The organism is Kitasatospora sp. NPDC057595, from assembly GCF_042800875.1.
In the GTDB taxonomy this organism is placed as follows: domain Bacteria; phylum Actinomycetota; class Actinomycetes; order Streptomycetales; family Streptomycetaceae; genus Kitasatospora.
Map to the genome: position 1 here is coordinate 131,660 of NZ_JBHVGL010000003.1, position 24,594 is coordinate 156,253.

The 24,594-nt window shown below is 74.4% G+C and carries 20 protein-coding genes; 10 read left to right on the forward strand and 10 right to left on the reverse strand.

Annotated features, from left to right (window positions below):
• Positions 1 to 27: 27 nt before the first annotated feature.
• The 7 genes from ACFU9E_RS06840 to ACFU9E_RS06870 form a co-directional block, all read right to left on the reverse strand.
• Complete coding sequence (locus tag ACFU9E_RS06840) at positions 28 to 651, reverse strand: TetR/AcrR family transcriptional regulator (protein ID WP_380681011.1); 624 nt, start codon at positions 649 to 651, stop codon at positions 28 to 30.
• 130 nt (positions 652 to 781) lie between these two features.
• The gene (locus tag ACFU9E_RS06845) at positions 782 to 2,374 is read right to left on the reverse strand and encodes a 4-coumarate--CoA ligase family protein (protein WP_380681008.1); all 1,593 of its coding nucleotides are present in this window, start codon (positions 2,372 to 2,374) and stop codon (positions 782 to 784) included.
• A gap of 340 nt (positions 2,375 to 2,714) precedes the next feature.
• The gene (locus tag ACFU9E_RS06850; protein WP_380681005.1) at positions 2,715 to 3,887 is read right to left on the reverse strand and encodes an acyl-CoA dehydrogenase family protein; all 1,173 of its coding nucleotides are present in this window, start codon (positions 3,885 to 3,887) and stop codon (positions 2,715 to 2,717) included.
• A gap of 13 nt (positions 3,888 to 3,900) precedes the next feature.
• On the reverse strand, positions 3,901 to 5,904 hold the full coding sequence (locus ACFU9E_RS06855; RefSeq protein WP_380681002.1) for an acetyl/propionyl/methylcrotonyl-CoA carboxylase subunit alpha: 2,004 nt from the start codon (positions 5,902 to 5,904) through the stop codon (positions 3,901 to 3,903).
• Between the two features lie 11 nt (positions 5,905 to 5,915).
• Positions 5,916 to 7,514 carry an acyl-CoA carboxylase subunit beta gene (locus tag ACFU9E_RS06860; RefSeq protein WP_380680999.1) on the reverse strand — a complete coding sequence of 533 codons (1,599 nt, stop codon included), beginning with the start codon at positions 7,512 to 7,514 and terminating at the stop codon, positions 5,916 to 5,918.
• A complete protein-coding gene (locus tag ACFU9E_RS06865) occupies positions 7,511 to 9,181 on the reverse strand; it encodes an acyclic terpene utilization AtuA family protein (protein ID WP_380681023.1) in 1,671 nt (556 codons plus the stop codon). Before ACFU9E_RS06865 ends, ACFU9E_RS06860 begins: the two co-directional genes overlap by 4 nt.
• A gap of 221 nt (positions 9,182 to 9,402) precedes the next feature.
• Positions 9,403 to 10,221, reverse strand: coding sequence for a hypothetical protein (locus ACFU9E_RS06870; RefSeq protein WP_380680996.1), 819 nt, complete (start codon positions 10,219 to 10,221; stop codon positions 9,403 to 9,405).
• A 271-nt stretch (positions 10,222 to 10,492) separates the two neighbouring features.
• Here ACFU9E_RS06870 and ACFU9E_RS06875 point away from each other — a divergent pair, with 271 nt between their 5' ends.
• The 4 genes from ACFU9E_RS06875 to ACFU9E_RS06890 are packed head-to-tail and all read left to right on the forward strand — an operon-like array spanning position 10,493 to position 15,010.
• Entirely contained in the window at positions 10,493 to 11,737 is a 1,245-nt protein-coding gene (locus tag ACFU9E_RS06875; protein ID WP_380680993.1) for a hypothetical protein, read from the forward strand.
• 43 nt (positions 11,738 to 11,780) lie between these two features.
• Positions 11,781 to 12,818, forward strand: coding sequence for a hypothetical protein (locus ACFU9E_RS06880; RefSeq protein WP_380680990.1), 1,038 nt, complete (start codon positions 11,781 to 11,783; stop codon positions 12,816 to 12,818).
• Positions 12,815 to 13,978, forward strand: coding sequence for a hypothetical protein (locus ACFU9E_RS06885; protein ID WP_380680987.1), 1,164 nt, complete (start codon positions 12,815 to 12,817; stop codon positions 13,976 to 13,978). Before ACFU9E_RS06880 ends, ACFU9E_RS06885 begins: the two co-directional genes overlap by 4 nt.
• Positions 13,979 to 14,026: 48 nt before the next feature.
• Positions 14,027 to 15,010 carry a hypothetical protein gene (locus ACFU9E_RS06890; protein WP_380680984.1) on the forward strand — a complete coding sequence of 328 codons (984 nt, stop codon included), beginning with the start codon at positions 14,027 to 14,029 and terminating at the stop codon, positions 15,008 to 15,010.
• Between the two features lie 32 nt (positions 15,011 to 15,042).
• Here the strand turns inward: ACFU9E_RS06890 and ACFU9E_RS06895 are convergent, their stop codons facing one another.
• Positions 15,043 to 16,800 (reverse strand): ABC transporter ATP-binding protein, encoded by a 1,758-nt coding sequence (locus tag ACFU9E_RS06895; protein ID WP_380680981.1) that lies wholly within the window; start codon positions 16,798 to 16,800, stop codon positions 15,043 to 15,045.
• Positions 16,797 to 18,596 (reverse strand): ABC transporter transmembrane domain-containing protein, encoded by a 1,800-nt coding sequence (locus ACFU9E_RS06900; protein ID WP_380680978.1) that lies wholly within the window; start codon positions 18,594 to 18,596, stop codon positions 16,797 to 16,799. The genes ACFU9E_RS06895 and ACFU9E_RS06900 overlap by 4 nt, the downstream gene beginning before the upstream one ends.
• Before the next feature lie 186 nt (positions 18,597 to 18,782).
• On the opposite strand from ACFU9E_RS06900, the gene ACFU9E_RS06905 reads away from it, so the two are divergent.
• The 6 genes from ACFU9E_RS06905 (at position 18,783) to ACFU9E_RS06930 (ending at position 24,035) form a co-directional block, all read left to right on the forward strand.
• Positions 18,783 to 20,156 (forward strand): FAD-dependent oxidoreductase, encoded by a 1,374-nt coding sequence (locus ACFU9E_RS06905; protein ID WP_380680975.1) that lies wholly within the window; start codon positions 18,783 to 18,785, stop codon positions 20,154 to 20,156.
• Positions 20,157 to 20,229: 73 nt separating this feature from the next.
• Positions 20,230 to 20,832, forward strand: coding sequence for a hypothetical protein (locus tag ACFU9E_RS06910; protein ID WP_380680972.1), 603 nt, complete (start codon positions 20,230 to 20,232; stop codon positions 20,830 to 20,832).
• Positions 20,833 to 20,925: 93 nt separating this feature from the next.
• Positions 20,926 to 21,690 carry an SOS response-associated peptidase gene (locus ACFU9E_RS06915; protein ID WP_380680969.1) on the forward strand — a complete coding sequence of 255 codons (765 nt, stop codon included), beginning with the start codon at positions 20,926 to 20,928 and terminating at the stop codon, positions 21,688 to 21,690.
• Positions 21,691 to 21,737: 47 nt separating this feature from the next.
• Positions 21,738 to 22,409, forward strand: a complete 672-nt coding sequence (locus ACFU9E_RS06920) for a helix-turn-helix transcriptional regulator (protein ID WP_380680966.1) — start codon at positions 21,738 to 21,740, stop codon at positions 22,407 to 22,409.
• 33 nt (positions 22,410 to 22,442) lie between these two features.
• Positions 22,443 to 22,946, forward strand: a complete 504-nt coding sequence (locus tag ACFU9E_RS06925) for a DUF3291 domain-containing protein (RefSeq protein ID WP_380680963.1) — start codon at positions 22,443 to 22,445, stop codon at positions 22,944 to 22,946.
• A 9-nt stretch (positions 22,947 to 22,955) separates the two neighbouring features.
• Entirely contained in the window at positions 22,956 to 24,035 is a 1,080-nt protein-coding gene (locus ACFU9E_RS06930) for a hypothetical protein (RefSeq protein WP_380680960.1), read from the forward strand.
• A gap of 39 nt (positions 24,036 to 24,074) precedes the next feature.
• Here the strand turns inward: ACFU9E_RS06930 and ACFU9E_RS06935 are convergent, their stop codons facing one another.
• Positions 24,075 to 24,584, reverse strand: a complete 510-nt coding sequence (locus tag ACFU9E_RS06935; protein WP_380680958.1) for a GNAT family N-acetyltransferase — start codon at positions 24,582 to 24,584, stop codon at positions 24,075 to 24,077.
• Positions 24,585 to 24,594: the final 10 nt, after the last annotated feature.

Genomic DNA, 24,594 nt, shown 5'->3' on the forward strand with positions numbered 1-24,594 from the left:
GGCGCGGGTCGTCCAGGTGTACGGGCGTCATGGGCCTACCGGCCGCAGCGTACTCTCCAGAAGGCCCGCCCACTGCCGGATCACTCCGGATCGTCGGGCGCTGTCGTCCGTGAGCAGATTGGCGAGGCCGAGGCCGCGGGCCATGTCGAGGGTGGCCTGCACGGTTTCGCGCACACCGGGGTGCGTCTCGTCGGCCCCGAGGAACTCGACGGCGGCGCGGTGGGCCTCGCGGCCGACGTGGCCCTCCAGGCCGATGATCCGCTCGCGCAGCGGTTCCTCGGTGGCGGCGGCGACCCACAGGTGGAGGGCGGCGCGGAACAGCGGGCCGGTGTAGAGGCGGACGATCATGTCGACGACCGCCTCGGTGCGGGCCGGGCCGGCGGCGGGAAGTGCGTCGGCGTGGGCCCGGACGGCGGCCAGCCGTTCGGCGGTGACGTGTTCGACGGCCGCGGTGAAGAGGTCCTCGCGGGTCGGGAAGTGGTGCTGGGCCGCGCCCCGGGAGACGCCGGCGCGCTCGGCGACGACGGCGACGGTGGAGCCGTTCCAGCCGAGCTCGGCGAGGCAGTCGACCGCCGCGGCGAGCAGCCGGGCCCGGGTGGCGCGGCTGCGGTCCTGCCGGGGGGTGCGGGCGGCGCCCGGGTGGGTGGTCATCGGCGGCGGCGGTTCCTGTCCGTGCGGGGGTGTCGGCCGGTCGATCCTCGCAGACGGTGGCCCCGCGGACGCTGGTGAGGGGCGGTGCGGCCGGTGGGACGGCCGCACCGGGAGTCGCCGGGCGGCCGGTTCAGCGGGCGGCGGCCGCCTCGCGCTCGCGCAGCTCGCGGCGCAGGATCTTGCCGGCCGCGGACTTCGGCACGGCGTCCAGGAACTCCACCGACCGCACCTTCTTGTACGGCGCGACCTGGCCGGCCACGAAGGCGGTGACCTCCTGCTCGGTGAGGGCGCTGCCGGGGGCGCGGACCACGAAGGCCTTGGGGCTCTCGGTGCCCTCGGCGTCGCGCACCCCGATCACGGCGGCGTCGGCGATCTGCGGGTGGCTGAGCAGCAGCGCCTCCAGTTCGGCGGGGGCGACCTGGTAGCCCTTGTACTTGATCAGCTCCTTGACCCGGTCGACGATGTACAGGTAGCCGCGCTCGTCGACGAACCCGATGTCGCCGGTGTGCAGCCAGCCGTCGTCGTCGACGGTGGCGGCGGTGTCGGAGGGGCGGCCGAAGTAGCCCTTCATCACCTGCGGGCCGCGGATCAGCAGCTCGCCGTGCTCGCCGGTGCCGAGGTCGGCGCCGGTACCGTCGAGGGCGGTGACCCGCAGTTCGGTGGAGGGCACCATCCGGCCGACCGAGCCCGGGGAGGGGTCCGGGTCGGTCGGGTCCATCACGTGGCAGACCGGGGAGAGCTCGGTCATGCCGTAGCCCTGGAGGATGTGCGACAGCCCGAGCCGGCGGGCGCAGGCTTCGGCGAGTTCGCCGTCCAGCGGGGCGGCCGCGCACAGCAGGTACTCCACGGAGGAGAGGTCGTACTGCTCGACGACCGGGTGCTTGGCGAGGGCGAGCACGATCGGCGGGGCGGCGAGCACGGACTGCACCCGGTGGTCCTGGACGGTGCGGCAGAACTGCTCCAGGTCGAAGCGGGGCAGGACGACGACGGTGGCGCCGCAGCGCAGCGGCTGGTGGAGCAGGGCGGCGAGGCCGTAGATGTGGAAGAAGGGCAGGACCGCGAGGAGGCGCTCGCCGGGCTTGGGGCGGAAGACGGCGTCGGTCTGGGCGAGGTTGGTGGCGATCGAGCGGTGGGTGAGCATCACGCCCTTGGGCAGGCCGGTGGTGCCGCTGGAGTAGGGCAGGACGGCGATGGACTCGGCCGGGTCGAGGGCGATATCGGGCTCGGGGCCGGTGGCGGCGAGCAGGTCGGCGAGTGAGAGGTGGCCCTCGGCGCCGTCCAGGACGACGATCCCGGCCAGCGGACGGCCCTCGGCGGCGATCCGGTCGGCGGCGGCGCGGGCGGTGGGCAGGAACGGCGAGACGGTGATCAGCCAGCGGGCGCCGCTGTCGGCGAGCTGGACGGCGAGTTCGCCGTGGGTGGTGAGCGAGGAGACCGGGGTGACGGTGGCACCGGCCCGGGTGGCTCCGAAGAACGCCATCGGGTAGCGGATGCTGTTGGGGCTGAACAGGGCCACCACGTCGCCCGGGCGGACGCCCGCCTCGGCGAGTCCGGCGGCCACCCGCCGGACGGCATGCGCGAGTTGTGCGTAGCTGACGGTCTCGCCGGTGATCCCGTCGATGAGGGCGGGCCGGTCGCCGTGCCGCTCGGCCTCGCCGAGGACGGCGTCGTGCAGGGCGAGGTCGACGATGCCGACGTCCGGGAACTCGCTGTGGAACACCAAGGCGTGCCTCCTGTGCGGTTGTTGGCGCGGGGCGGGACGGCCGGCTGGAGGTCGTTGCGACCGGCCGTGCGGCGTGCGGACAGGAGCATACGGACAGTGGGCGCCCGGTGCGCCCCAGTGACGGACGTTTGGCGGAGCGCGCGGGGCGCGGGGGTGGCGCGGTATGGCGAATTCCGAGGTGGGGGCAGGTCCAGGGGGTTCCCGTGCGGGGGGTTCGGTCAGATGTCAGAACGATGATGCGACGATCCGTTCGAGAATCCGGGCCCCGGCCGGCCCGCCGGTTCCCGTGGAGGGCTTCGGCAGGACCTCAGTAGGACCTCAGCAGGACCTCAGCAGGACCTCAGTAGGACCTCGGCAGGCCGAGGGTGTGCTGGGCCACGTAGTTGAGGACCATCTCGCGGCTGACCGGGGCGACCCGGCCGACCCGGGTGGCGGCGAGCAGCGCGGCGAGCCCGTACTCCTGGGTGAGGCCGTTGCCGCCGAGGGTCTGCACGGCCTGGTCGACGGTGCGGGCGGCGGCCTCGCCGGCCGCGTACTTGGCCATGTTGGCGGCCTCCCCGGCGGCGGCGTCCTCGCCCGCGTCGTAGAGCAGGGCGGCCTTCTGGGTCATCAGCCGGGCCAGTTCGATCTCCACCGCGCACTGGGCGAGCGGGTGCGCGAGGCCCTGGTGGGCGCCGATCGGGGTGGACCAGACGGTGCGGGTGCGGGCGTACTCGACGGCCTTGCCGAGCGCCTGGCGGGCGAGGCCCAGCGAGAACGCGGCGGTCATGATCCGCTCGGGGTTGAGGCCGGCGAACAGCTGGAGCAGTCCGGCGTCCTCGTCGCCGACCAGCGCGTCGGCCGGCAGCCGGACGTCGTCCAGGAAGACCTGGAACTGCCGTTCGGGGGCGACGAGTTCCATCGCGATGGGCCGGTACTCGAAGCCGGGCGTGTCGCGCGGGACGACAAACAGCGCGGGCTTCAGCCGCCCGGTGCGGGCGTCCTCGGTGCGGGCGACGAACAGCACGGCGTCGCAGTGGTCGATGCCGGAGACGAACACCTTGCGGCCGGTCAGCAGCCAGTCCACGCCGTCGCGCCGGGCCACGGTGGAGATCCGGTGGGAGTTGGAGCCGGCGTCCGGTTCGGTGATGCCGAAGGCCATCCGGCGGCTGCCGTCGGCGAGGCCGGGCAGCCAGTGGCGCTTCTGCTCCTCGGTGCCGTAGCGGGCGATCACGGTGCCGCAGATCGCCGGGGAGACGATCAGCAGCAGCAACGGGCAGCCGGCGGTGCCGAGTTCCTCCAGGACGATCGCGAGGTCGCCGATCCCGCCGCCGCCCCCGCCGTACTCGGCGGGGAGGTTGACGCCGAGGTAGCCGGCCTTGCCGGCCTCGGACCAGAGTTCCTCGGCGGGTTCGTGGGCCCGGGCCCGGGCGAGGTAGTAGGCGGACCCGAAGCGGGCGCCGAGGGCGGCGACGGCGCCGCGCAGGGCGCGGCGTTCGGGGGTTTCGAGGAGCTGGCTGCCGATGGCGGACATGCGCGGTCCTTCCTCAGACCTCTTCGGGGGACGGTGCGAGGGGCTGCACGGGAGACGGTCCGGGGGACGGTGCGGGGGACGGTGCGGGGGACGGTGCGGGGGGCTTCACGACGGCGAGCAGGGTGCCGGTCTCGACCTGCCGGCCCGGGGCGGCGCGCAGTTCGACCAGGATCCCGTCGGCCGGGGCGGCGATCCGGTGCTCCATCTTCATCGCCTCCAGCACGAGCAGCGACTGGCCGGCGGTGACGGCGTCCCCGACGGCGGCGGTGGTGCGCACCACGGTGCCGGGCATCGGGGCGAGCAGCGCGCCTGGGTCGGTGCGCACCGGGGCTTCGGCGAAGCGCGGCAGGGCGGTGAGCGCGGTGGCGCCGGCGGGCGTGTCGATGTGCACCCGGTCCCCGTAACGGGCGACCCGGTAGGCGCGCCGCACCCCGCCCTCGCGCAGTACGACCAGGTCGGGCGCAGCGTCGAGCAGTTCGACGTCCGGGTGGCCCTCGGCCCGCAGCCCGGTGCGGGTGAGCCGGTAGCGGACCTCCCGCTCGGCGCCGTCCTCCGACCGGTAGCGCTTGAGCTGCGGCTGGGAGGGCAGGTTGCGCCAGCCGGAGGGCAGCGCGGTGCGGCGGGCGGCGGCGTCGGCGAGCGCCGCTGCCAGGGCGGCGAGCCGCTCGGCGTGCGGGTCGGGCAGGGCGGTCAGGGCGTCGGCGTGCTCGGCCAGGAACCCGGTGTGCAACCGCCCGGCCAGGAACGCCGGGTGGCGCAGGGCGCGGACCAGTGACGCCCGGTTGGTGGCGGGCCCGTGGATCCGGGCGCGGGCGAGCGCGTCCGCCAGCCGCCGGGCGGCGGCGGCCCGGGTCGGCGCCCAGGCGATCACCTTGGCGAGCAGCGCGTCGTAGTGCGGGGTGATCGCGCAGCCGTCCCCGACGCCGGAGTCCAGCCGGACCCCTCGACCGGTGAACTCCTCGTGCGGGACGGTGAGTTCGATGCGGTGCAGGGTGCCGGTGGCGGGCCGCCAGTCGTGTGCCGGGTCCTCGGCGTAGAGCCGGGCCTCGATCGCGTGGCCGGTGATCGGCGGGGCGGTCGGACCCGGCAGCGCCCGGCCCTCGGCCACCGCGAGCTGCAGGGCGACCAGGTCGAGGCCGGTGACCGCCTCGGTGACCGGGTGCTCGACCTGCAGCCGGGTGTTCATCTCCAGGAACCAGCAGCGGCCGTCCGGTCCGAGCAGGAACTCGGCCGTCCCGGCGCCGGTGTAGCCGATCGCCTTGGCGGCGGTCACCGCGGCCTCGTTCAGGGCTGCGCGCACCGCCGGGTCGAGCCCGGGCGCGGGGGCCTCCTCGACGACCTTCTGGTGGCGCCGCTGGAGCGAGCAGTCCCGGTCCCCGACCGCCCAGACCGTGCCGTGCGCGTCCGCGAGCAGCTGCACCTCGACGTGCCGGCCGGCGGGCAGGTAGCGCTCGCAGAACACCTCGTCCGAGCCGAAGGCCTGGGCGGCCTCGGCGCGGGCGGCGGCGAGTTCGCCCGGCAGGTCGGCGAGGGCCCGCACCACACGCATACCGCGCCCGCCGCCGCCGGCCGCCGCCTTGACCAGCAGCGGCAGGTCGGCCTCGGTGGGTGCGTCCAGCGCGTCGAGCACGGGTACCCCTGCGGCGGCCATCAGGCGCTTGGCGGCGGTCTTGGAGCCCATCGCCTCGATCGCCGCCGGTTCCGGGCCGACCCAGACCAGCCCGGCCGCCCGCACGGCCCGCGCGAAGCCGGCGTCCTCGGAGAGGAAGCCGTAGCCCGGGTGCACGGCGTCGGCGCCGGCGGCGAGCGCGGCCTCGACGATCAGCGCTCCCCCCAGGTAGGTGTCGGCGGGCGCCGCGCCGGGCAGCCGGACTGCGGCGTCAGCCTCCCGGACGTGCGGCGCCCCGGCGTCCGGGTCCGCGTACACCGCGGTGGTGGCGATGCCGAGGTCGCGGCAGGTGCGGAAGATCCGGCGGGCGATCTCGCCGCGGTTGGCGACCAGCAGGTTGGTGATCATGTGGTTCTCCCCTACATCCGGAAGACGCCGTAGCCGGCGGCGCCCTCGACCGGCGCGTTGTGGATCGCGGAGAGGCAGAGCCCGAGCACGGTGCGGGTGTCGCGCGGGTCGATCACCCCGTCGTCGTAGAGCCGCCCGGAGAGGAAGGCGGGCAGCGACTCGGCCTCGATCCGCTGCTCCACCACGGCCCGTACGGCGGCGTCCGCCTCCTCGTCGTAGGGGCGCCCCTTGGCCGCCGCGGACTGCCGGGCGACGATCGACAGCACCCCGGCGAGCTGCTGCGCGCCCATCACGGCCGACTTGGCGCTCGGCCAGGCGAACAGGAACCGCGGCTCGAAGGCCCGCCCGCACATGCCGTAGTGGCCGGCGCCGTAGGAGGCGCCCATCAGCACGGACAGGTGCGGGACGGTGGAGTTGGCGACGGCGTTGATCATCATCGCGCCGTGCTTGATGATGCCGCCCTGCTCGTAGTCCCGGCCGACCATGTAGCCGGTGGTGTTGTGCAGGAACAGCAGCGGCGTCGCGCGCTGGTTGGCGAGCTGGATGAACTGGGCGGCCTTCTGGGACTCCTGGCTGAACAGCACGCCCTGCGCGTTGGCCAGCACGCCGACCGGGTAGCCGTGCAGCCGGGCCCAGCCGGTGGCGAGGCTGGTGCCGTAGCGCGGCTTGAACTCGTCGAAGTCGGAGGCGTCGACGATCCGGGCGATCACCTCGCGCGGGTCGAACGGCACCTTGAGGTCGCCGGGGACGATGCCGAGCAGCTCCTCCTCGGGGTACTCCGGCGGCTCGGCGGCGGGGTCGGGGCCCGGTCCCGGCTTGCGGTGGTCGAGCCGGGCGACGATCCGGCGGGCCAGCCGCAGCGCGTCCGGCTCGTCGAGCGCGAAGTGGTCGGCCAGGCCGGAGACCCTGGCGTGCATGTCGGCGCCGCCGAGCGACTCGTCGTCGGACTCCTCGCCGGTGGCCATCCGCACCAGCGGCGGCCCGCCGAGGAACACCTTGGCCCGCTCGGCGACCATCACCGTGTGGTCCGACATGCCGGGCACGTAGGCGCCGCCGGCCGTCGAGTTGCCGAACACCACGGCGACGGTGGGGATCCCGGCGGCGGACAGCCGGGTGAGGTCGCGGAAGAGCGCGCCGCCGGGGATGAAGATCTCCTTCTGGCTGGGCAGGTCGGCGCCGCCGGACTCGACCAGGTTGACCAGTGGGAGGCGGTTGACCAGGGCGATCTCGTTGGCGCGCAGCGCCTTGCGCAGGGTCCACGGGTTGGACGCCCCGCCGCGCACGGTCGGGTCGTTGGCGGTGATCACGCACTCGACGCCCTCGACGGTGCCGATGCCGGTGACCAGCGCGGCACCGACCGGGTACTCGCTGCCCCAGGCGGCGAGCGGGGAGAGCTCCAGGAACGGCGAGTCCTCGTCGATCAGCAGCTCGATCCGCTCGCGGGCGAGCAGCTTGCCGCGACCGCGGTGGCGTTCGACGTAACCGGGGCCGCCGCCGGCCAGCGCCTTGGCCTGCTCGGCGTCCAGGTCGGCGAGCCTGGCGAGCATCGCCTCCCGGTGGGCGGCGTACTCGGCGCCGCCCGGGTCCAGGCGGGTGGGCAGCACGGTCACAGCAGGGCCTCCGGGATGTCGAGGTGGCGCGAGCGCAGCCACTCCCCCAGCGCCTTGGCCTGCGGGTCGAACCGGTGCTGGGCGGCGACGCCCTCGCCGAGCAGGCCGGTGATGGTGAAGTTGAGCGCGCGGAGGTTCGGCAGCTGGTGCCGGGTGATCGGCAACCCGGCCGTCTCCGGGAGGAGTTCGCGCAGCCGGTCGGTGTTGAGGGTGCGGGCGAGCCAGCGCCGGCCGGGTTCGTCGCGGGCCCAGACACCGAGGTTGGCGTCGCCGCCCTTGTCGCCGCTGCGGGCGCCGGCCACCAGGCCGAGCGGGGCGCGGCGGGTGGGGCCGAGGTCCTCGGCTCCGCCCGCCGGCTCCTCCACGGGCGCCGAATCCGGCGCGATGACGGGCGGCGTGACCGGCGTCGTGACGGGCGTCGTGACCGGCGCGGGCGGGATGCCCACCCGCCGCCCGTCCGGCAGCACGGCGGTGTGCTCGACGGCCGCCGGGTCGACGTACGCTGCCTCGAACACCCCGTACGGCGCGCCCGGTCCCGGTGGCGCGGTGAGGTGGAAGCCCGGGTACCCGGCCAGCCCCAACTCCACGGCCACCCGGCCCAGTTCCCGGCCCACCCGGTCGGGGTCGCGGTCCCTGGCGGTGAGCCGCAGCAGCGCGGAGGCGGCCTCCTCGGTGGCGGCGTCGACGTGGTCGGTCCGGGCCAGGGTCCAGCGCAGCTCGGCGGGCCGACGCACCAGCGCGTCCTCGAACTGCCGCCGGACGAGTGCCGCCTTCGCCTCGACGTCGAGTCCGGTGAGCACGAACACCACCTCGTTGCGGTGGCCGCCGAGCCGGTTCAGCCCGGCCTTGAGGGTGGCCGGCGGCGCCTCGCCGCGCACCCCGTCGATCCGCACCCGGTCCGGCCCCTGCCCGGTGAGCCGGACGGTGTCCAGACGGGCCGTGACGTCCGGCCCGAGGTAGCGCGGACCGGCGGTCTCGTAGAGGAGTTGGGCGGTGACGGTGCCGATGGTCACGGCGCCACCGGTCCCCGGGTGCTTGGTGATGACGCTGGAGCCGTCCGGGTGCAGCTCGGCCAGCGGGAAGCCCGGCCGGGTGACGTCGTGCTCGCGGAAGAACGCGTAGTTCCCCCCGGTGGCCTGCGCCCCGCACTCCAGCACGTGCCCGGCCACCGTTGCGCCCGCGAGCGCGTCCAGGTCCCCCGCGCCCCAGCCGAACCGCGCGATCGCCGGCCCCACGACCAGCGACGCGTCGGTGACCCGTCCGGTCACCACCACGTCCGCCCCGGCCCGCAGGCACTCCGCGACACCGAACGCCCCCAGATAGGCGTTGGCGGCCAACAGCCCCTCGGGCAGGCCAAGTTCCGACCGGCGCGGCAGCAGGTCGTCGCCCTCGACGTGCCCGACCGCCGCGTCCAGCCCGAGGCCCTTCGCCAACTCCCGTACCGCGTCCGCCAGTCGCGCCGGATTGAGCCCGCCCGCGTTGACCACGATCCGCACCCCGCGCTCCAGCGCCGGCCCGAGGCACTCCTCCAATTGCCGCAGGAACGTCCTGGCGTACCCGAGCGAGGGATCCTTCAGCCGGTCCCGCGCCAGGATGAGCATGGTCAGCTCGGCCAGGTAGTCCCCGGTGAGCACGTCCAGCGGCCCGCCGGTGAGCATCTCGCGCATCGCCGAGAACCGGTCCCCGTAGAACCCCGACGCGTTCCCGACCCGCAGCACCGGCCCAGCTCCCACCGCCCGCACCCGCGACCCCACGTGCACGCCTACCCCCACAGGTGGCCCAACGTTCGCCGTCGGTCAGCAGGTTGACACTCCGCGCGAGAGAAAGCAATCACGCGTGCTTGTTTTCGCCCCCACCCCGGCCGCCGAGCAACGCGCCGCCGCGACGGTCAGCGACGGTCGGCCGTCACCGACGGCTTCAGCTGCCGCAGGCGCGCGGCCTGCTGGTTGAGCGCGGTGACGCTGAACTCCGGCAGGCCCGCCGCCTGCAGGGTGGCCGCGATCCGGTCGATGGTGTCCGGGAGGCCCGTGGAGCGGACCTCCCGTTCGTCCGGCGTCACGGCCAGCCCGAACTGCTCGGCGCGCCCGACGATGTAGTTGGCGATGGCCTGGGCCGTGGTCGTGATGCCCACGAGCGGGTTCGCGTAGCTCCCGTTACTGGGGACGGTGGTCTCGACGAAGCGCAGGATCGTCCGCACCTCGATCCAGTAGGCGAAGGGCTCGCCCTGGTGCTTCGGATCCGCCAGCCCCAGCAACGCATGACCCATCTCGTGCAACGGGACCATCGCCGAACGGAAGTTGACCTCGGCGTCCTGGAGGTCGTCCAGCCAGCTCGGCGGGCACCTCACCAGGATCACGGGCAGGTGGAACCGTGGCGGTGCCCCTGAAGGCGGGTCCGACTGCGAGCCCGGCTCGTACAGCAGGTACTCCGGCATCGGGTATTCCGGAGGAGGGCCGTAGGTCTCGTTGTAGTCGTTCATGCACTTCTGGATGCTCTGCGCCTGCATCCGGCCGCGGGGCCTGTCCGGCAGGTACAGGGCGTAGTTCGCCTGGCCGAGGTTGACGGCGGCATCCGGGCCGAAACAGAGGATCCTGACGTTCTCCAGGCTCGCCGGTTTCGGGTACAACACGTCGGCCACCTGGGCGTTCCGGGCGTACCACTCCCTCAGTCGCGCGTACCGGTCGATGATCATCTGTGGCAGAGGCATCGTCCACCTCACCTCGCGACGCCTGCACGCCTCGCCGGCCGAGGGGCCGACAGGCTCCTCCTTCCATCTACGCACCGGTGGCGGGCGCCCGCATCTCGACGCCGGAGCGACCGGCCAGAACGTCAACTCCTCGCTCCGCGCAGCCAGTCGAGGGCCCTGCGGATGCGTCGGCCACCGGACGGGCGCACCCTGGAAGTGACATGAGGGCAGTTGCATGCACCTGCGGCAGCGAGTCGGTGACCGCACCTGTGCCGACGGAAGGGACGGGGACGTGAGAAGGCAGGCCGAGAAGGTCTACAGCATCATCGAGGTGGCCCAGCAGGACGGGACGTGGGGGTACTCCGACATCAACTTCTCCGAGCGGCGCCCGGCCGGTTCCCCCGGGTCCGGCACCGGGCCGGAGTGGCGGCAGGTCAGTCCGTTGCCGCTCGCGGGCAGCGGTCTGGCGGCCGCGGGTTCGGAGGACGACCGGCGGCGCGTCCACTACCAGGAGCAGGACCGGGGTGTGGTCGGCACGGCGTACGAACCGTCGTCGCCGGACGGACGCTGGACCGGGTACCGCGTCCTCACCAGGGAGACCGGCGCCCCGGCCGCCCACGCGGGCGGCGCGGTGGCGGTGACGGGCCGGATCGGGGAGCTGCGGGTCTACTACCTCGACGGCGGGCAGGGCGAGGAGGGCCTGCGTCCGGTGCGGCTGGCGGAACGGGGAGCGGAGTGGACCTACGCGGCGTGCGACGAGGCCCCGCGCGGTTCCCCGATCAGCCCGCTGGCCGCGGTCACCACCGAACGGGGCGAGTACGCCTACTACATGGACACGCCGGGCCGGCTGGTCGAGGTGTCCTGGCTCGGCGAGGAGGGCTGGTCGGTCCATGACGTGACCTCCGGTGTCGAGGGGTGTCCGGCCCCCTCCGCGCTCAGCCGACTCGCCGCCGTCGGCCACGGGACCGACTCCCGCCTCGTGTTCTTCCTGGACGAGGACAACCGCCCGGTCCAACTGGAGCACACGGTCGTCGCGGGCACCAAGAAGCGGCCCGAGGGCGGCGAGGAGTGGCGGGTGCGCCGCCTGTCCGCGTACGGGGCGCCGGTCGCGGCGGCGGGCGGTCAGCAGGCGGTCGTGCTCTGCGCCGACGGTCATCCGCGGCTCTACTACCTGGACGTGGACCGGATGGTGGTCGAGGTGGGGTTCAACGGTCGCGGGTGGGAGGTCAACCACGCCGGGGCGGAAGCCGATCGGGGCACGGGGGCGCCCGCCGCGGCCGCGGCGAGTTCCCTGGCCGCCGTGCCGGAGGCCGACGGCCGGGCGGTCCAGGTGTTCTACCTGGGCGCCGTCGACCCGGGTGACGGCGCGGGCGCGGGTGATCACCACCTGATCGAACTGCGCGGGTCCGGGGCCCGGTGGAGCTCCCGCGACCTGGGCGCCGAGCTGGACCTCCCCGACGTCGCCACCGGCGTCCCCAGCCCGCTCGCCGCCATCCGCACCACCGGCCCGCGTGTCTACTACACCAGCGAGGAGTAGGCGGCGGCGCGGCCCGCGGGCCGTACGCGCGAAGGAGCGACCCATGCAGACGGACGACACGTACCGGGACGCCGTGAACGGCACGCTCGTGTCCGTGGACAACGGCAACCGGACCACCATGACGGTCACCAACGGCACCCCGGTGCACCTGCTGGTGTACTGGGTCGGCCTCGACGGCCTGCTGTACGGCCGCAACCCGCGGACCCGCAGGCTCGCCCCCGGCTACCCGGGCCAGGTCCTGGACCCCGGGGCGAACGCGACCTGGACGAACATCGACCGCACGTACTACTTCGTCGCCAAAGCCGGCTACTCGGGCGCCTTCGCGGCGGTCTGGTGCGCCGCGGAGGACAACGCCGCGGTGACCCTCACCGGCCGGGACCTGAGGGATCCGGACGACGTCGGGGAGACCCCGGTGCCGACCAGGTCCGTGATCGTCCCCCCGAACGGGCCGAGGATCCTGGTGGGCGCGGGCACGCTGCCGAACGGCAATCCCGTCACCCGCGAGCAGTTCTGGCAGCGCCTGCCGGAGTCGTACAGTCTCGCGGCGGGTGAGGAGAAGGCCGTCAACCACACCCAGACACAGGGGATGCAGTCGAACTCCTCGGACACCAGGACGGTGACGGCGTCGGTCAGCGCGAGCGCGAGCGCCGGCTGGGGCCCGTTCAGCGCCTCCGTCAACGCCTCCCTGAGCAAGTCCTCGACCAGGACCCAGCAGGTCACCGTGTCCACCCAGACGACGAGCTTCACCTCCAACCAGTACAGCAACGACACCGCCCACGGACGGCTGTGCCTGTTCTGGCAGCTCACGGACGTCCTCACGGTGTTCGACGCGACGGGGACGCCGCTGTCGTCGGTCGTCTCCGCCAAGGGCCCGACGGTCGTCTGGGGGCCGGTCGACGTCGATGCGCTGGACGCCGGGAAGCCGGGCACTTCCGCGCGGCGCGTCGACGCACCGGACGTGCCCGAGCTCGTCTCGGTGCGGCCGGCGGCCGGAGCGCCCCGACCGGCGCTCCCGCAGCGTGCAGGCACGGGCCGCGCTCCGGGCGCGGCGGCGTCCACCGGAAGCCGGAGGCCGTCATGACGACAACGCGTGCCCGCCCCCTGGGTGTGACCCCGGGCGGAGGCTACACGGCGGTCATCGAGGTGGCCCGGAAACCGGACGGCTCGTTCGGGTGGACCAACCTCAACATCGCCGCCGGGAAGGAGGTGGGCCCCGGCATCCTCCGGCCCGCCCCCTTCCCCTCCCTGACCGGCGGCTTCGCGGCGACCGGCTGGGGTACCGACAGCCGGCGGGTCTACTACGCGAACACCGACGGCGCCGTCGGCGAGTTCGCGACCGACGGGGACGGCTGGACCTACCACAACTTCACCAGCACCGAGGGGACGCCCGCGGCCGCCTGGAACAGCCCGCTGGCGACCGGCGGGATGCGGTCCGGGACGATGATGGTCCACTACGCGGACGAGACCGGCCAACTCGTCGTCATGAAGTTCACCGGCAGTTGGACCTGGGGCGCCAATCCCGCGCTCCCCCGGGTCCCGGAGTGGAGCCCGCTGACCGCGCTGCACAACGGGAGGGGCCGTTTCGGCTACTACTTCGACGCCGACGACCACCTCACCGAGGTGGAGGAGTACGGGGTGGCCGGCAGGTTCACCGATCTCACGAAATACGTCGGCCTGCCCGCCGCGTCCCCGATCAGCGGACTGTCCGCCGTGGGCTGGGGCAGCGACAGCCGGCGCGTCTACTACGCCGACCGCGAGGACAACGTCGTCGAACTGGTGGGCTTCGGGGACGAACGCGGCTGGAGGTGGCAGAGCCTCACCCCGCTGAGCGTCAGGCAGGCCAAGGCGGGCAGCCCGCTGGCGGCCGCGGCGAGCTCCCAGGGCCTGGCGGGCGTCGCGCTGTGGAACCGGGCTTCCGAACCGTTCTGGGCGGGCCGGGTGGGCGGATGGCGGAGCCAGGAGATCCGCGCGACCGGGGACGGATCCCGTCCGGTGGTGGCCGCCAACAGCTCCGTGGCGTCCGCGGTGGCCGGCGACGGCCGCCCCTGGGTGTCCTACGTGGCCGAGGACAACCACCTCGCGCTGTGGCGGGGGCCGCAGGAGGACCGGCTGTGGTGGGACCTGACCGCCGACCTCGGCCTTCCGGCGGCCGCCAAGGTGGCCACGCAGGGTCCGCTGGCCCTGGTCCACACCGAGCGCGGTCCTCGGGTCTACTACCTGACCGACGAGCCCGAATTCTGACCGACCCCGCTCCGCGCGCGGACGCGCGGCAGGCGATCGGAGCCCACCATGCGCATGACCGAGACCTACCAGGCGGCCCTCGACGGGACCCTCGCCTCGCCCCCGAAGAAGTCCCGGGCCGAGGTCCTCGTGATCAACGACCTCTCGATCCCGCTCGACCTCTTCTACCTCGACCAGTCCGGCGACCTGTGCGGGCCCGTCAACGGGCGCTGGACCGCGGGCGTGCCCGGGCTCGTGCTGGAGCCCGACGGCGGCAGCGTGGTGATCAGCGGGGACTGCTGGGCGGACGGCTACTGGCTGGCCAAGTCCCACTACTCCGGTGCCTTCGCCGCCGTCCTGCGGAACCTGCCGGGCAAGAGCACCATGACCTTCTCCGGATCCGACCTGCTGGACCCCAACAACATCGGACCGGTCCCCGAGCCCACCGCCGACGTGCTCATCCCGCAGGACGGCCCCAGCGTCCTGGTGGCCACCGGTCCCGTCCAGCACGGCGCCACGACCCGCACGCCGGTGACCGTGCCGGGGGACGACCAGACCGGCCTCGGCGCGTCCGTCACCCGTGAGCAGTTCTGGCACTGCACCGGCGAGTCGTACAGCCTCGCCCCCGGGGAGAGCCGGACCGTGAGCTACACCGTCACCCAGGGGAAGCAGGACAGCAGTTCGGAGTCCGACACCACCAACGCCTCGGTCGGCGTGAGCGCGAGCGCCGGCTGGGGACCGTTCAGCGCCTCCGTCTCCGCCTCGCTGAGCGAGTCCTCCACCACCACCCAGCAACTCACCGTCTCCACCCAGTCGACCTCCTTCGTCTCCAGCACGTACATCAACCTCGGCCAGTACCCGGAGCTCAACCTCTTCTGGCAGCTGACCGACGTCGTCACCGTCCACGACCGGACCGGACAGCCCCTGGCCTCCGTGATCTCCGGCGAGGCGCCGTCCGTCGTCTCCGGCCCCTGGGAGGTCCAGGAGATCGAGGAGACGAAGAAGAAGAAGCTGGAGCAGAAGGCCGGCCACGACCGGCCCACCAGGAAGTGAGCGGACCACGGGTGCGCACGGCCGCCCTGCGGTCAGGCGCCGTGCCAGGACCTCCAGAGCGCCGCGTAGCCGCCGTCGGCCGCCAACAGCTCGGCGTGGCTGCCCAGTTCGGTCACCCGGCCGCCGTCCATGACCGCGACCCGGTCGGCGTCGTGGGCGGTGTGCAGGCGGTGGGCGATGGCGATCACGGTCCGGCCCTTGAGCACGGCCGCGAGCGAGCGCTCGGTGTGCCGGGCCGTGGTCGGGTCGAGCAGGGAGGTCGCCTCGTCCAGGATCACCGTGTGCGGATCGGCCAGGACCACCCGGGCCAGGGCGAGTTGCTGGGCCTGCTGGGCGTCCGGGCGGTATCCGCCGGGGCCGAGTCCGGTGTCCAGCCCGCCCGGCAGCCCGTCCACCCAGTCGACGTCGACGGCGGCCAGCACCGCGCGCAGCTCCTGGTCGGTGGCGTCGGGCGCGGCGATCCGCAGGTTGTCCCCGACGGTGCCGAGGAAGACGTGGTGCTCCTGGGAGACCAGCACGACGTGGCGGCGCAGCAGCGCCGGCTCCAGCTCGGCGACCGGCACCCCGCCCACCGTGACCCGGCCGGCGCGCGGCGCGTCCGCTCCGGCCAGCAGCCGGCCCAGGGTGGACTTTCCGGCGCCGGAGGGGCCGACCACCGCCAGCCGCTCGCCCGGGCGGACCGTCAGGTCGACGCCGTGCAGGACGTCCCGCTCCCCCTGGTAGGCGTACCGGGCGCCGACCACGTCGATCCGGTCGTCGGCGGGCCGCCCGCCGCCGGCCGCGACCGGCGCCTCGATCCGTCCGATGCCCTCCACCCTGGCGAAGGAGGCGTTGCCGCGCTGGAGTTGGTCGACCCAGAGCAGGACCTTGTCCAGCGGCTCGGCGAGCTTCCAGAAGTAGAGGGCGCAGGCGACCACCGCGCCGACGCTCACCGCGCCGGTGCCGCGCAGGGCTCCGCCGATCAGCAGGATGCCCGCGACCGGCGCGATGTACGAGAACTCGACCACCGGGAACAGCACGCTGCGCAGCTGGAGCGTGTGGGTACGGGTGACCCGGCAGCGCTCGATCGCCTCGGCGGCGGCGGCGATCCGGCGCTCCTCCAGGCCCAGCGCCTCGACCGTCCGGGCTCCGGCGGCGGTGGAGCCGAGCACCTCGGCGACCTCCGAGGTGGCGGCGCCCTCGGCGAGGTAGCCGGCGTGGGCGCGGCGCAGGTACCAGCGGGTGGCGAACCAGATCCCGGACAGGCAGAGCACCCCGAAGGCACCCAGCAGCGGGCTGACCGCGAGCATGGCGGCCAGGATGAGGACGACCTGGACAAGCGCGACCGACACCTCGGGTCCGGCGTCGCGCAGGGTGGTGCCGACGGTGGCGACGTCGGCGGTGCCGCGTGTCATCAGGTCACCGGCGCCCGCGCGCTCGCCCACCGGGGCGGGCAGGGCGAGCACCCGCTCGACGAAGCGCTCGCGGATCCGGGCCAGGGTCCGTTCGCCGAAGCGGTACGCGGTGTACCGGGCGAAGCGGCCCAGCAGCAGCTGCGCCAGCGCGAAGCCGAGGATGCCCAGGGCCAGCCGGTCGACGTGGCCGGTCCCGGACCCGGTCCGGACGTCGTCGATGATCCGGCCGAGCAGCCAGGGGCCGCCCAGCCCGGCGATCGCCGCGAGCCCGTTGAGGGCCAGCATCGCGACGACCGCCCGGCCGTCCTGGCGCACCAGGCGCACGGCGGCCCGGCGGACCTCGGGGGCCCCGGCGACCGGGAGACCTCCGCCGCCCGGTGGTGTCGGAGCGGTCATCGCACAACCTCCTCGGGGAGCGTGGTTCCGGTGGCCAGGGGCTCGGCAGCGGCGGGCCCGGTGGCACTGGACGCCGTGGCGGCGGGCGCGGCCGGCTCGCCGTCGCCGCGGGCCACCAGCGCGCGGTAGCCGGGCTGCGAGGCGAGCAGCCCCCGGTGCGGACCGGCGGCCACCAGGCGGCCGTCGGCGAGGTAGCAGACGGTGTCGGCCTGCTCCAGCAGGACGGGGGAGGTCGAGGTGAGCGCGGTGGTGCGCCCGGCCCGCGCCCGGCGCAGCCCGGCCGCCATGGCCGCCTCGGTGTGGGCGTCCACCGCCGAGGTGGGCTCGACCAGCAACAGCACCTCCGGGTCGGCCAGCAGGGCGCGCGCCAGGCGCAGCCGCTGGCGCTGCCCGCCGGAGAGGTTGCCGCCCCCGGCTTCGACGGCCGTGTCGAGGCCCTCGGGCAGGGCCTGCACGACGTCCTGCGCGGCGGCGTCCCGCACGGCCCGGGCGATGGCCGCGTCGGTGTGCTCCGAGCGGCCCCCGACCACCGTCCGCAGCGGGCCGGCGAAGAGGTCGGCCTCGTTGTCCGCCACCACGATCCGGCGGCGGACCGCGGCCGTCGTGACCTCCGCGAGCGGAACGCCGCCCCAGGTGGCGGCGGACTCGCCGTACCGGCCGAGCCGGTCCACCACGGCCGCGGACTCGGCCGGGCGGGCGCCGACGATCGCGGTCAGCCGTCCCGGGGCCAGTTCCACACCGCTGTCGGGGTCGTACAGGGCCGCGGGGCCCTCGGGGGCCGGGCGGAGGGTCGCGGCGTCCTGGACGGCGGGTGCCAGGTCGAGCAGGCGGACCACCCGCCCGGCGGCCACCAGTCCCCGGGTGAGGTCGTACCCGCTCTCGATGAAGCCGGCGACCGGCACCACCAGGACGGCGACGTAGCCGTAGACGGCGACCAGGGTGCCGACCGTGATGGTTCCCTCGGCGGCCATCCGGGCGGCCAGCCAGGTCACCAGGGCGAGGAAGAGGGCGGGCAGCCCGACCGCGAGTGCCTGGATCCAGCTGGTCACGGCGCCGACCCGGTAGCCCTCGGCGCGCAGCCCCCGCGAGCCGTCGCGGTAGCGGCCGGCCAGCAGTTCCTTGCCGCCGATGCCGTTGAGGACGCGCAGGCCGCCGACGATGTCCCCGATCCTGGCGGTCAGCACGCCCTGCCGCTCGCGGTACTGCGCCTCCGCGCCCTGGAGCCGCTCCAACAGCGGCCCGACCAGGACGGCGAGCAGCGGTACGCCGAGCAGGACGACGGCCGCGAGCAGGGCGGAGACCGGAAGCAGCAGCGCGGCCGCGGCGAGGTACGCGACGACGGCGCCGACGCCCGGGCCGGTGATCGTCAGGGTCTGGCTGATCCGCGCGACGTCGCCGGTCCCGATGTTGACCACCTCGCCGACCGAGACCCTGCGGGGCAGTTCGGCCCCCAGCCGGGTGACGTGCGCGACCACGACCTTGACCGTCCGGAAGGTGGCGTCCATCCGGACCCGCGTCATGGTGCGGTGGCGCATGATGCCCAGCCAGGCGTTGAGCGCCGCGACGCCGACCAGTGCCGCCACCCAGCCGACCAGGACACCGGTGTTCCCCGGTTGGAGACCGTCGTCGATCGCCCGCGCCATGAGGTACGGCGGGAGCATCAGGCAGACCATCCAGCAGGTGCCCAGCGCCGCTCCGCCCACGACCCTCCGGCGCTGACTGGCCGTCAGCCACCACAGGTAGCGCGCCGCGCTCCGGTGATCGGGAGCACCCGGATCCGCGTACGAGTCCATCATGTGGGACACCCTAGGTGTCGCTCCGAAAGCCGATCAAGGTCTTTACGCTGATCGCGACCAGGGTGGATCTGATGATCATTCAGATAAAAGGCCTGGTCAAGGGGTGGTCAACCCCCGGGCCCGGCGGCCGATCGGGCGATCCGATCACGCTAAGATCATTTCGCAACACGACGCGAAGGAGAGCTTGTGGCGCGGGTTGCGGTGATGGGCGCGGGCATCAGCGGGCTGGGGACGGCACTGATGCTCGGGCGGCGGGGCCACACGGTCACGGTGTTCGAACAGGACACCCGCGAGGCCGGGGACGACCCGCACGAGGACTTCCACCACTGGGACCGGCCGCGGGTGCCGCAGGCCGTCCAGCCGCACTCGTTCCTCGCCCCCGTGCGCACCGTGCTGCGCGCCGAGGCCCCCGACGTCCACGCCGACCTGCTGGCGCGCGGGGCCCAGGAGTACCACGACTTCGACTGGTTCGACGAGCATCCGCCGCACCGGGACGGGGACGAGGAGCTGGTGACCCTGCGCACCCGCCGGATCGTGCTGGAGGCGGCCCTGGCGGCGGCCGTCCGACGGGAGGCCGGCGTCGAGGTGCGGCGGGGCCGCCGGGTGCGCGGCCTCACCGTCGAAGCGGGCCGTCCGCCCCGGGTCACCGGCGTGCGGACGGATGCCGGAGCGCACGCCGCGGACCTCGTCGTCGACGCGGCCGGGCGCCGCTCGCCCGTCCCCCGCTGGCTGGTCGCGGCCGGCTGCCGCCCGCCCGTGGTCGAGAGCCACCGCGCCGGGATCGCCTATCTGTGCCGCTGGTACCGGCTGCGCGCCGAGGGCCCGCGCGACCCCGGCCGGGTGCGGCCCGGCTCGGCCGCGCCGTTCGCGCTCGCCGGCGTCTTCCCCTCCGACAACGACACCTTCGCGGTGAACCTGGTGCTCTCCACCGGCGATCCGACCCGCGGCGCGCTCACCGACCCCGCCGTGTTCGAGGCCGCCGCCCGTCGCTTCCCCGCCACCGCCGCCTGGCTCGACCTGGCCCCCGAACCGCAGTCCCCCGTCCTGGCGATGGCCGGCCTGGACAACCGCTGGACCTCCCTCGTCGACGACGCCGGCCCCGTCGTCATGGGCCTGGTCAACGCGGGTGACAGCCTCATGCACACCAACCCCACCCTGGGCCACGGCGTGGCCCTCGGTCTGCGCGCCGCCCAGTACCTCGCCACCCACGCCGACCGGATCGCCGTCGACCCCGCCGGCTACCACGCCTGGACCGCCGAGGCCCTGCGCCCGTGGTACGACGCGCAGGTGACGGCCGACCGGGCCAACGAGCAGCGCCTCACCGACGACGCGCCGCTCCCGGACCGCCGCGCCGCCGCACTGGCCGCCTGCGCCTTCGACGACCCCGTCGTCATGCGGGCCCGCGCCCAGGTCCGCCACCTGCTGCGACCGGCCGACGACGCCTACGGCACGGACGAGGTCGACCGCCACGTCACCGCCTGGCTGGCCGCCCGCCCCGGGTTCGCCCCGACGCACGACGGCCCGACCCGCGACCAGTGGGACGCCCTGATCCCGGCCTGAGCGCCCACCGTCGGTGGTACGTCGTAGGGTTGCCGCTCGGATCCCGTCCACGCGACCACCCCGGGAGCAGCCCATGTCCTCGCTGGAAGCCCTGCGGGCGCTGCTGGGCGCCCCCACCCGTCCGCACCGACCGGCCGGAGCGGACGGGTGGGCCGGGGTCGAGCGGTACGTCGGCCGGGCGCTGCCCGGGGACTTCAAGGCGTTCCTGGACGAGTACGGCAGCGGCGCCGTCTCCGGCGAACTCCTCGTCTTCCATCCGGAGGGGTCGATCCCACTGGCGGTCCGGATGGCCGGGATCCACTGGACGTTCTCCGAGCGCCGGCGCAGGGCGCTGGAGCGCGGCGACGCGCGGCACCTCCCCTACCCGTTCCACCCCGAGCCCGGCGGGCTGATCTCCTGGGGGTTCGACCAGAGCGGCCACGAGCACTTCTTCCTGCCGTGCGACCCCGATCCGGACCGGTGGAAGGTCGTCACCATGGTCCACGAGGAGGGCTGCGAGACCTTCGACGGCTCGTTCACGGACTTCGTCCTCGCGTTCGTCCGGGAGCTCTCCGAGCTGGACCGGGACCACGGCATCGACCCCGCCGCGCTGGAGTTCCTCGAACCGGAGGACCTGGAGGAACTCGCCGCCGAGGAGGGGATCGGCCCCGTCCCGCCGGGCTTCGAACCGTTCTGACCCCAGCGGCGGGAACCGCGGGAGGAGCGACGGGAACCGCGGGAGGGCAGGGACGCGTGACGGGCGGTGGGGCCAGGGGGCAGGATGGGGCGCATGTGCGGTCGCTTCGTCTCCACCACCACCCCGTCCGATCTGGCGGACCTGCTGCGCGCGTCGGTGTGGCCGGCGACGGAGGCGTCGGCACCGTCCTGGAACGTGGCGCCGACCGACCAGGTCCCGAGCGTGCTGGAACGGGTCGACCGGGAGACCGGGGAGCTCACCCGGCAGGTGCGGTCGCTGCGGTGGGGGCTGGTGCCGTCCTGGTCCAAGGATCCCGGCTCCGGGGCGCGGATGATCAACGCGCGGGTGGAGACGGCGCACGAGAAGCCCGCGTTCCGCAAGGCGTTCAAGGAGCGGCGGTGCGTGGTGCCCGCCGACGGCTACTTCGAGTGGCGGCCGGTCCCGGCGGCCGAGGGGCGCAAGGCGTACAAGCAGCCGTACTACCTGCACCGGCCCGACGGCGGTCTGCTGCTGATGGCGGGGCTCTACGAGTTCTGGCGCGACCGCGCGGTGGAGCACGACGACGACCCGGCCGCCTGGCTGGTCACCTGCACCGTGCTGACCACCGAGGCGACCGACGCGGCCGGCCGGATCCACGACCGGATGCCGGTCACCCTCGCCCGCGACGCGCTGGACGAGTGGCTGAACCCGTCCGTCACCGACCCGGGCGAGGTGCGTGACCTGCTGCACGCCCCGACCGGTGAGCTGCTGGTGCGCCCGGTGGCCACGACGGTCAACAGCGTGCGCAACGACGGCCCCCGGCTGCTGGACCCGGTCGAGGACCCGCTGCCGGAGGTCACCGGGGGCCACTACACCTGAGCGGCGGCCGCTCTATGACCTATCCGCGTCGTTCTTAGAATGGCCGGATGGAGGACATCGACGCGATCGCGCTGCTGCAGGACCCGGTACGCCGCCGCCTGTACGAGTACGTGGCGGCCCAGGGTCGCGAGATCGGCCGCAACGAGGCGGCCGAGGCGGCCGGAGTGGCGCGCACGCTCGCCGCGCACCACCTGGACCGGCTGGCCGAGGCCGGACTGCTGGAGACCGGCAGCCGCCGGCTCACCGGCCGTTCGGGCCCGGGGGCGGGCCGGCCCGCCAAGGTGTACACCCGGGCGCGGGCGGAGCGGACGGTGTCACTGCCCGCGCGCGACTACCGCACCGCCGCCGAACTGCTCGCCGAGGCCGCCGAGGAGGCCGGGCTGGACTCCGGGCTCGGCGCGGCCGCGCGCCGGCGGGGCGAGGCCCTGCGCACCGCGGCGGGCCCCTGCGACGGCCTCGCCGGGGCGGTGGAACTGCTGGCCGCCCGCGGCTACGAGCCGTACCTGGAGCAGGTCGGGGACGCGGGCCCTGAGGTCCTGCGGATGCGCAACTGCCCGTTCCACACCGTCGCCGAGCACTTCCCGCCACTGGTCTGCGGCATGAACCTGGCCCTGCTGGAGGGGCTGATCGGCACGGGCGGCCCGCTGCGCGCCCGGATGGACGCCCGCCCCGGCGAGTGCTGCGTGATCGTCGAGGTTTCTAAAAACAATGCTGATTGACATAGAAATCGGGGCCGTGCTGGAATGCGGGACATGACCGCGCCCACGCCCGCACCCGCGCCCGCCGTGCCCACCGCCCACCTCGCCCAGCTCAACGTCGCCACGCTCAGCCACCCGCTCGACGACCCGCGGATCGCACCGTTCGTCGACCTGCTGGACCCGGTCAACACCGCCGCCGACGGCGCGCCCGGCTTCGTCTGGCGGCTGGTGGGGGACGGCGCCGCGGACGCCACCGGACTGCGTCCGGCGGGCGAGGACGTCATCGTCAACCTGTCGGTGTGGGAGAGCCCGGAGGCCCTCTGGGACTTCACCTACCGCAGCGGGCACCTGGAGGCGGTTCGGCGGCGGCGCGAGTGGTTCGAGCGGCACGTCCAGGCGCACCTGGTGCTCTGGTGGGTCCCTGCCGGGCACCGGCCGGGCGTCGAGGAGGCGCTGGAGCGGCTGGCGGACCTGCGGGCGAACGGGCCCTCCCCGCGGGCGTTCACCTTCGCCTCGGCGTACCCGGCGGCCGACGCCCCTGTCAGTGCTGCGCGGTAACGTCGAGGCATGTCGATCACCGCGGTGTCGATCACCGCACATCTGCGCGCCTCGGTGGAGCTGCCGGACGGCGCCGCGCTGGTCAACGGCTTCGCCCTGGAGCGCCGCGGCAACGGGCCGCGCCGCGCGCTGCTGCGGCGCGGGCGGGAGTTGGAGGTGTACGACCTCGACCGGCTGCTCGCCGGGGATCCCGCGCCGGCCGGGGTCTTCCCGGTGCCCCGACCAGGGTGGGAGGACGGCGGGCAGTCGGTGAGTCCCGACGGATCGTTCGCGGTGTTCGCCGGCCAGCGCGCCGTGCGGGCCGTGGCCCGGGACGGGTCGACGCTCTGGGAGCACCCGCACACCTGCTGGGGATGCGGGAGCAACCACCCCCGCACCGCCGACGAGCGGGAGCCCTGCCCCGCCCGCGCGCACGGGTCCTGCCTGGTCTCCGACGACGGCCGGCTGGTCTGGGCGCACATCGCCTCGGTGTCGGCGGCGCAGCACTGCCGGGAGCACTGGGTGGTCCTGGACGCAGAGGACGGCGGGGAGTTGGCCCGGCTGCCCCTGCAGAGCGACTCCTCCGGCTCGTTCCAGCTCTCCCACCCGGACGGCGCCCACGTCGGCCTGGGCATCGGCATGGGCCAGGACGGCGTCCTGCTCCACTGGGCGCGCCGGGACGGCGCGGAGCTCAGCAGCTGGGACGTCAGCCAGGAGCTGGACCGCATCCTGGCGGACGTCCACCCGGGCCACCCGGGGTTCCTGACGGTCGAGCACGGCGGCGCGGACGTGCGGCTGCACGCACTGGACGGCACCGTGCTCGCCGAGCGGGAGCCCGAGCAGGGCGAGGACGAGGACCCGCCCTGCTGGGACCACGGCTGCGGCTTCGTCGACGCCGACACCGTCATCGCCTCCACGCTCGACTCCGACTACGACACGGACCGCGCACGGCACTGGCTGCTGGACGCCCGCACCCTGGAGATACGGGGCAGGGTCGACTATCCCGACGGTCCCGTCGACAGCTATGTGCGCCCGCTCGGCGACGGCACCTGGCTGACCTACGACGACAAGTACCGGACGCTCGACCGCTGGAGCACGACCGAGGAGTGAGCGCGGCCGAGGCGTGAGCCCTGCTGAGGTGCGGGCCCGTCAGTCCAGCGGGAGGGCCATCTCCAGCTCGCGGGCGGCCGGGTCGAGCGGGTACGGCTTGGTGGTGCCGGTGAAGGCGAAGCCGCGGCGGCGGTAGAAGGCGGCGGCCCGGCCGTTGTCCTCGTGGACGGTGAGCAGCAGGCGCCGCGCCCCTGCCTCGTCGCGCGCCCAGGCGACGACGGCGTCCAGCAGCAGGTCCGTCACCCCGCGCTCGCGACCGCGGTGCTCCGGGGCGACCCAGACGCCGACCAGCAGCGCCGCATCGGGCTCGGGGGTGAAGCCGATCATCGTACCGACCCACTCCCCCGGCGTCCCGGTGACGGCGACCAGACCGACGCTGCCGGGCTCGTTCACCCGGCGGACCCGGGCCTGCCACTCCTCGTCGCCGTGGGCGAGCGCCGTCTCGTGGGTCTCCAGGAAGGCCATGGGCGTGTCGAGCAGTTGCGCGAGACGCACCTCTCTCAGCCGCTCCCAGTCCTCCAGCCCGATCCGTTCGATCCGGTAGCTCATGGCCGTGCCT

What these genes read in the sequence shown, in the direction of transcription:
- ACFU9E_RS06930 (WP_380680960.1), top strand. Translation starts at nt 22,956, where the DNA reads ATGTCGATCACCGCGGTGTCGATCACCGCACATCTGCGCGCCTCGGTG.
- ACFU9E_RS06885 (WP_380680987.1), top strand. Translation starts at nt 12,815, where the DNA reads ATGACGACAACGCGTGCCCGCCCCCTGGGTGTGACCCCGGGCGGAGGC.
- ACFU9E_RS06870 (WP_380680996.1), bottom strand. Translation starts at nt 10,221, where the DNA reads ATGCCTCTGCCACAGATGATCATCGACCGGTACGCGCGACTGAGGGAG.
- ACFU9E_RS06910 (WP_380680972.1), top strand. Translation starts at nt 20,230, where the DNA reads ATGTCCTCGCTGGAAGCCCTGCGGGCGCTGCTGGGCGCCCCCACCCGT.
- ACFU9E_RS06915 (WP_380680969.1), top strand. Translation starts at nt 20,926, where the DNA reads ATGTGCGGTCGCTTCGTCTCCACCACCACCCCGTCCGATCTGGCGGAC.
- ACFU9E_RS06925 (WP_380680963.1), top strand. Translation starts at nt 22,443, where the DNA reads ATGACCGCGCCCACGCCCGCACCCGCGCCCGCCGTGCCCACCGCCCAC.
- ACFU9E_RS06890 (WP_380680984.1), top strand. Translation starts at nt 14,027, where the DNA reads ATGCGCATGACCGAGACCTACCAGGCGGCCCTCGACGGGACCCTCGCC.
- ACFU9E_RS06865 (WP_380681023.1), bottom strand. Translation starts at nt 9,181, where the DNA reads ATGCGCGAGATGCTCACCGGCGGGCCGCTGGACGTGCTCACCGGGGAC.
- ACFU9E_RS06935 (WP_380680958.1), bottom strand. Translation starts at nt 24,584, where the DNA reads ATGAGCTACCGGATCGAACGGATCGGGCTGGAGGACTGGGAGCGGCTG.
- ACFU9E_RS06840 (WP_380681011.1), bottom strand. Translation starts at nt 651, where the DNA reads ATGACCACCCACCCGGGCGCCGCCCGCACCCCCCGGCAGGACCGCAGC.
- ACFU9E_RS06895 (WP_380680981.1), bottom strand. Translation starts at nt 16,800, where the DNA reads ATGACCGCTCCGACACCACCGGGCGGCGGAGGTCTCCCGGTCGCCGGG.
- ACFU9E_RS06900 (WP_380680978.1), bottom strand. Translation starts at nt 18,596, where the DNA reads ATGATGGACTCGTACGCGGATCCGGGTGCTCCCGATCACCGGAGCGCG.
- ACFU9E_RS06880 (WP_380680990.1), top strand. Translation starts at nt 11,781, where the DNA reads ATGCAGACGGACGACACGTACCGGGACGCCGTGAACGGCACGCTCGTG.
- ACFU9E_RS06850 (WP_380681005.1), bottom strand. Translation starts at nt 3,887, where the DNA reads ATGTCCGCCATCGGCAGCCAGCTCCTCGAAACCCCCGAACGCCGCGCC.
- ACFU9E_RS06855 (WP_380681002.1), bottom strand. Translation starts at nt 5,904, where the DNA reads ATGATCACCAACCTGCTGGTCGCCAACCGCGGCGAGATCGCCCGCCGG.
- ACFU9E_RS06920 (WP_380680966.1), top strand. Translation starts at nt 21,738, where the DNA reads ATGGAGGACATCGACGCGATCGCGCTGCTGCAGGACCCGGTACGCCGC.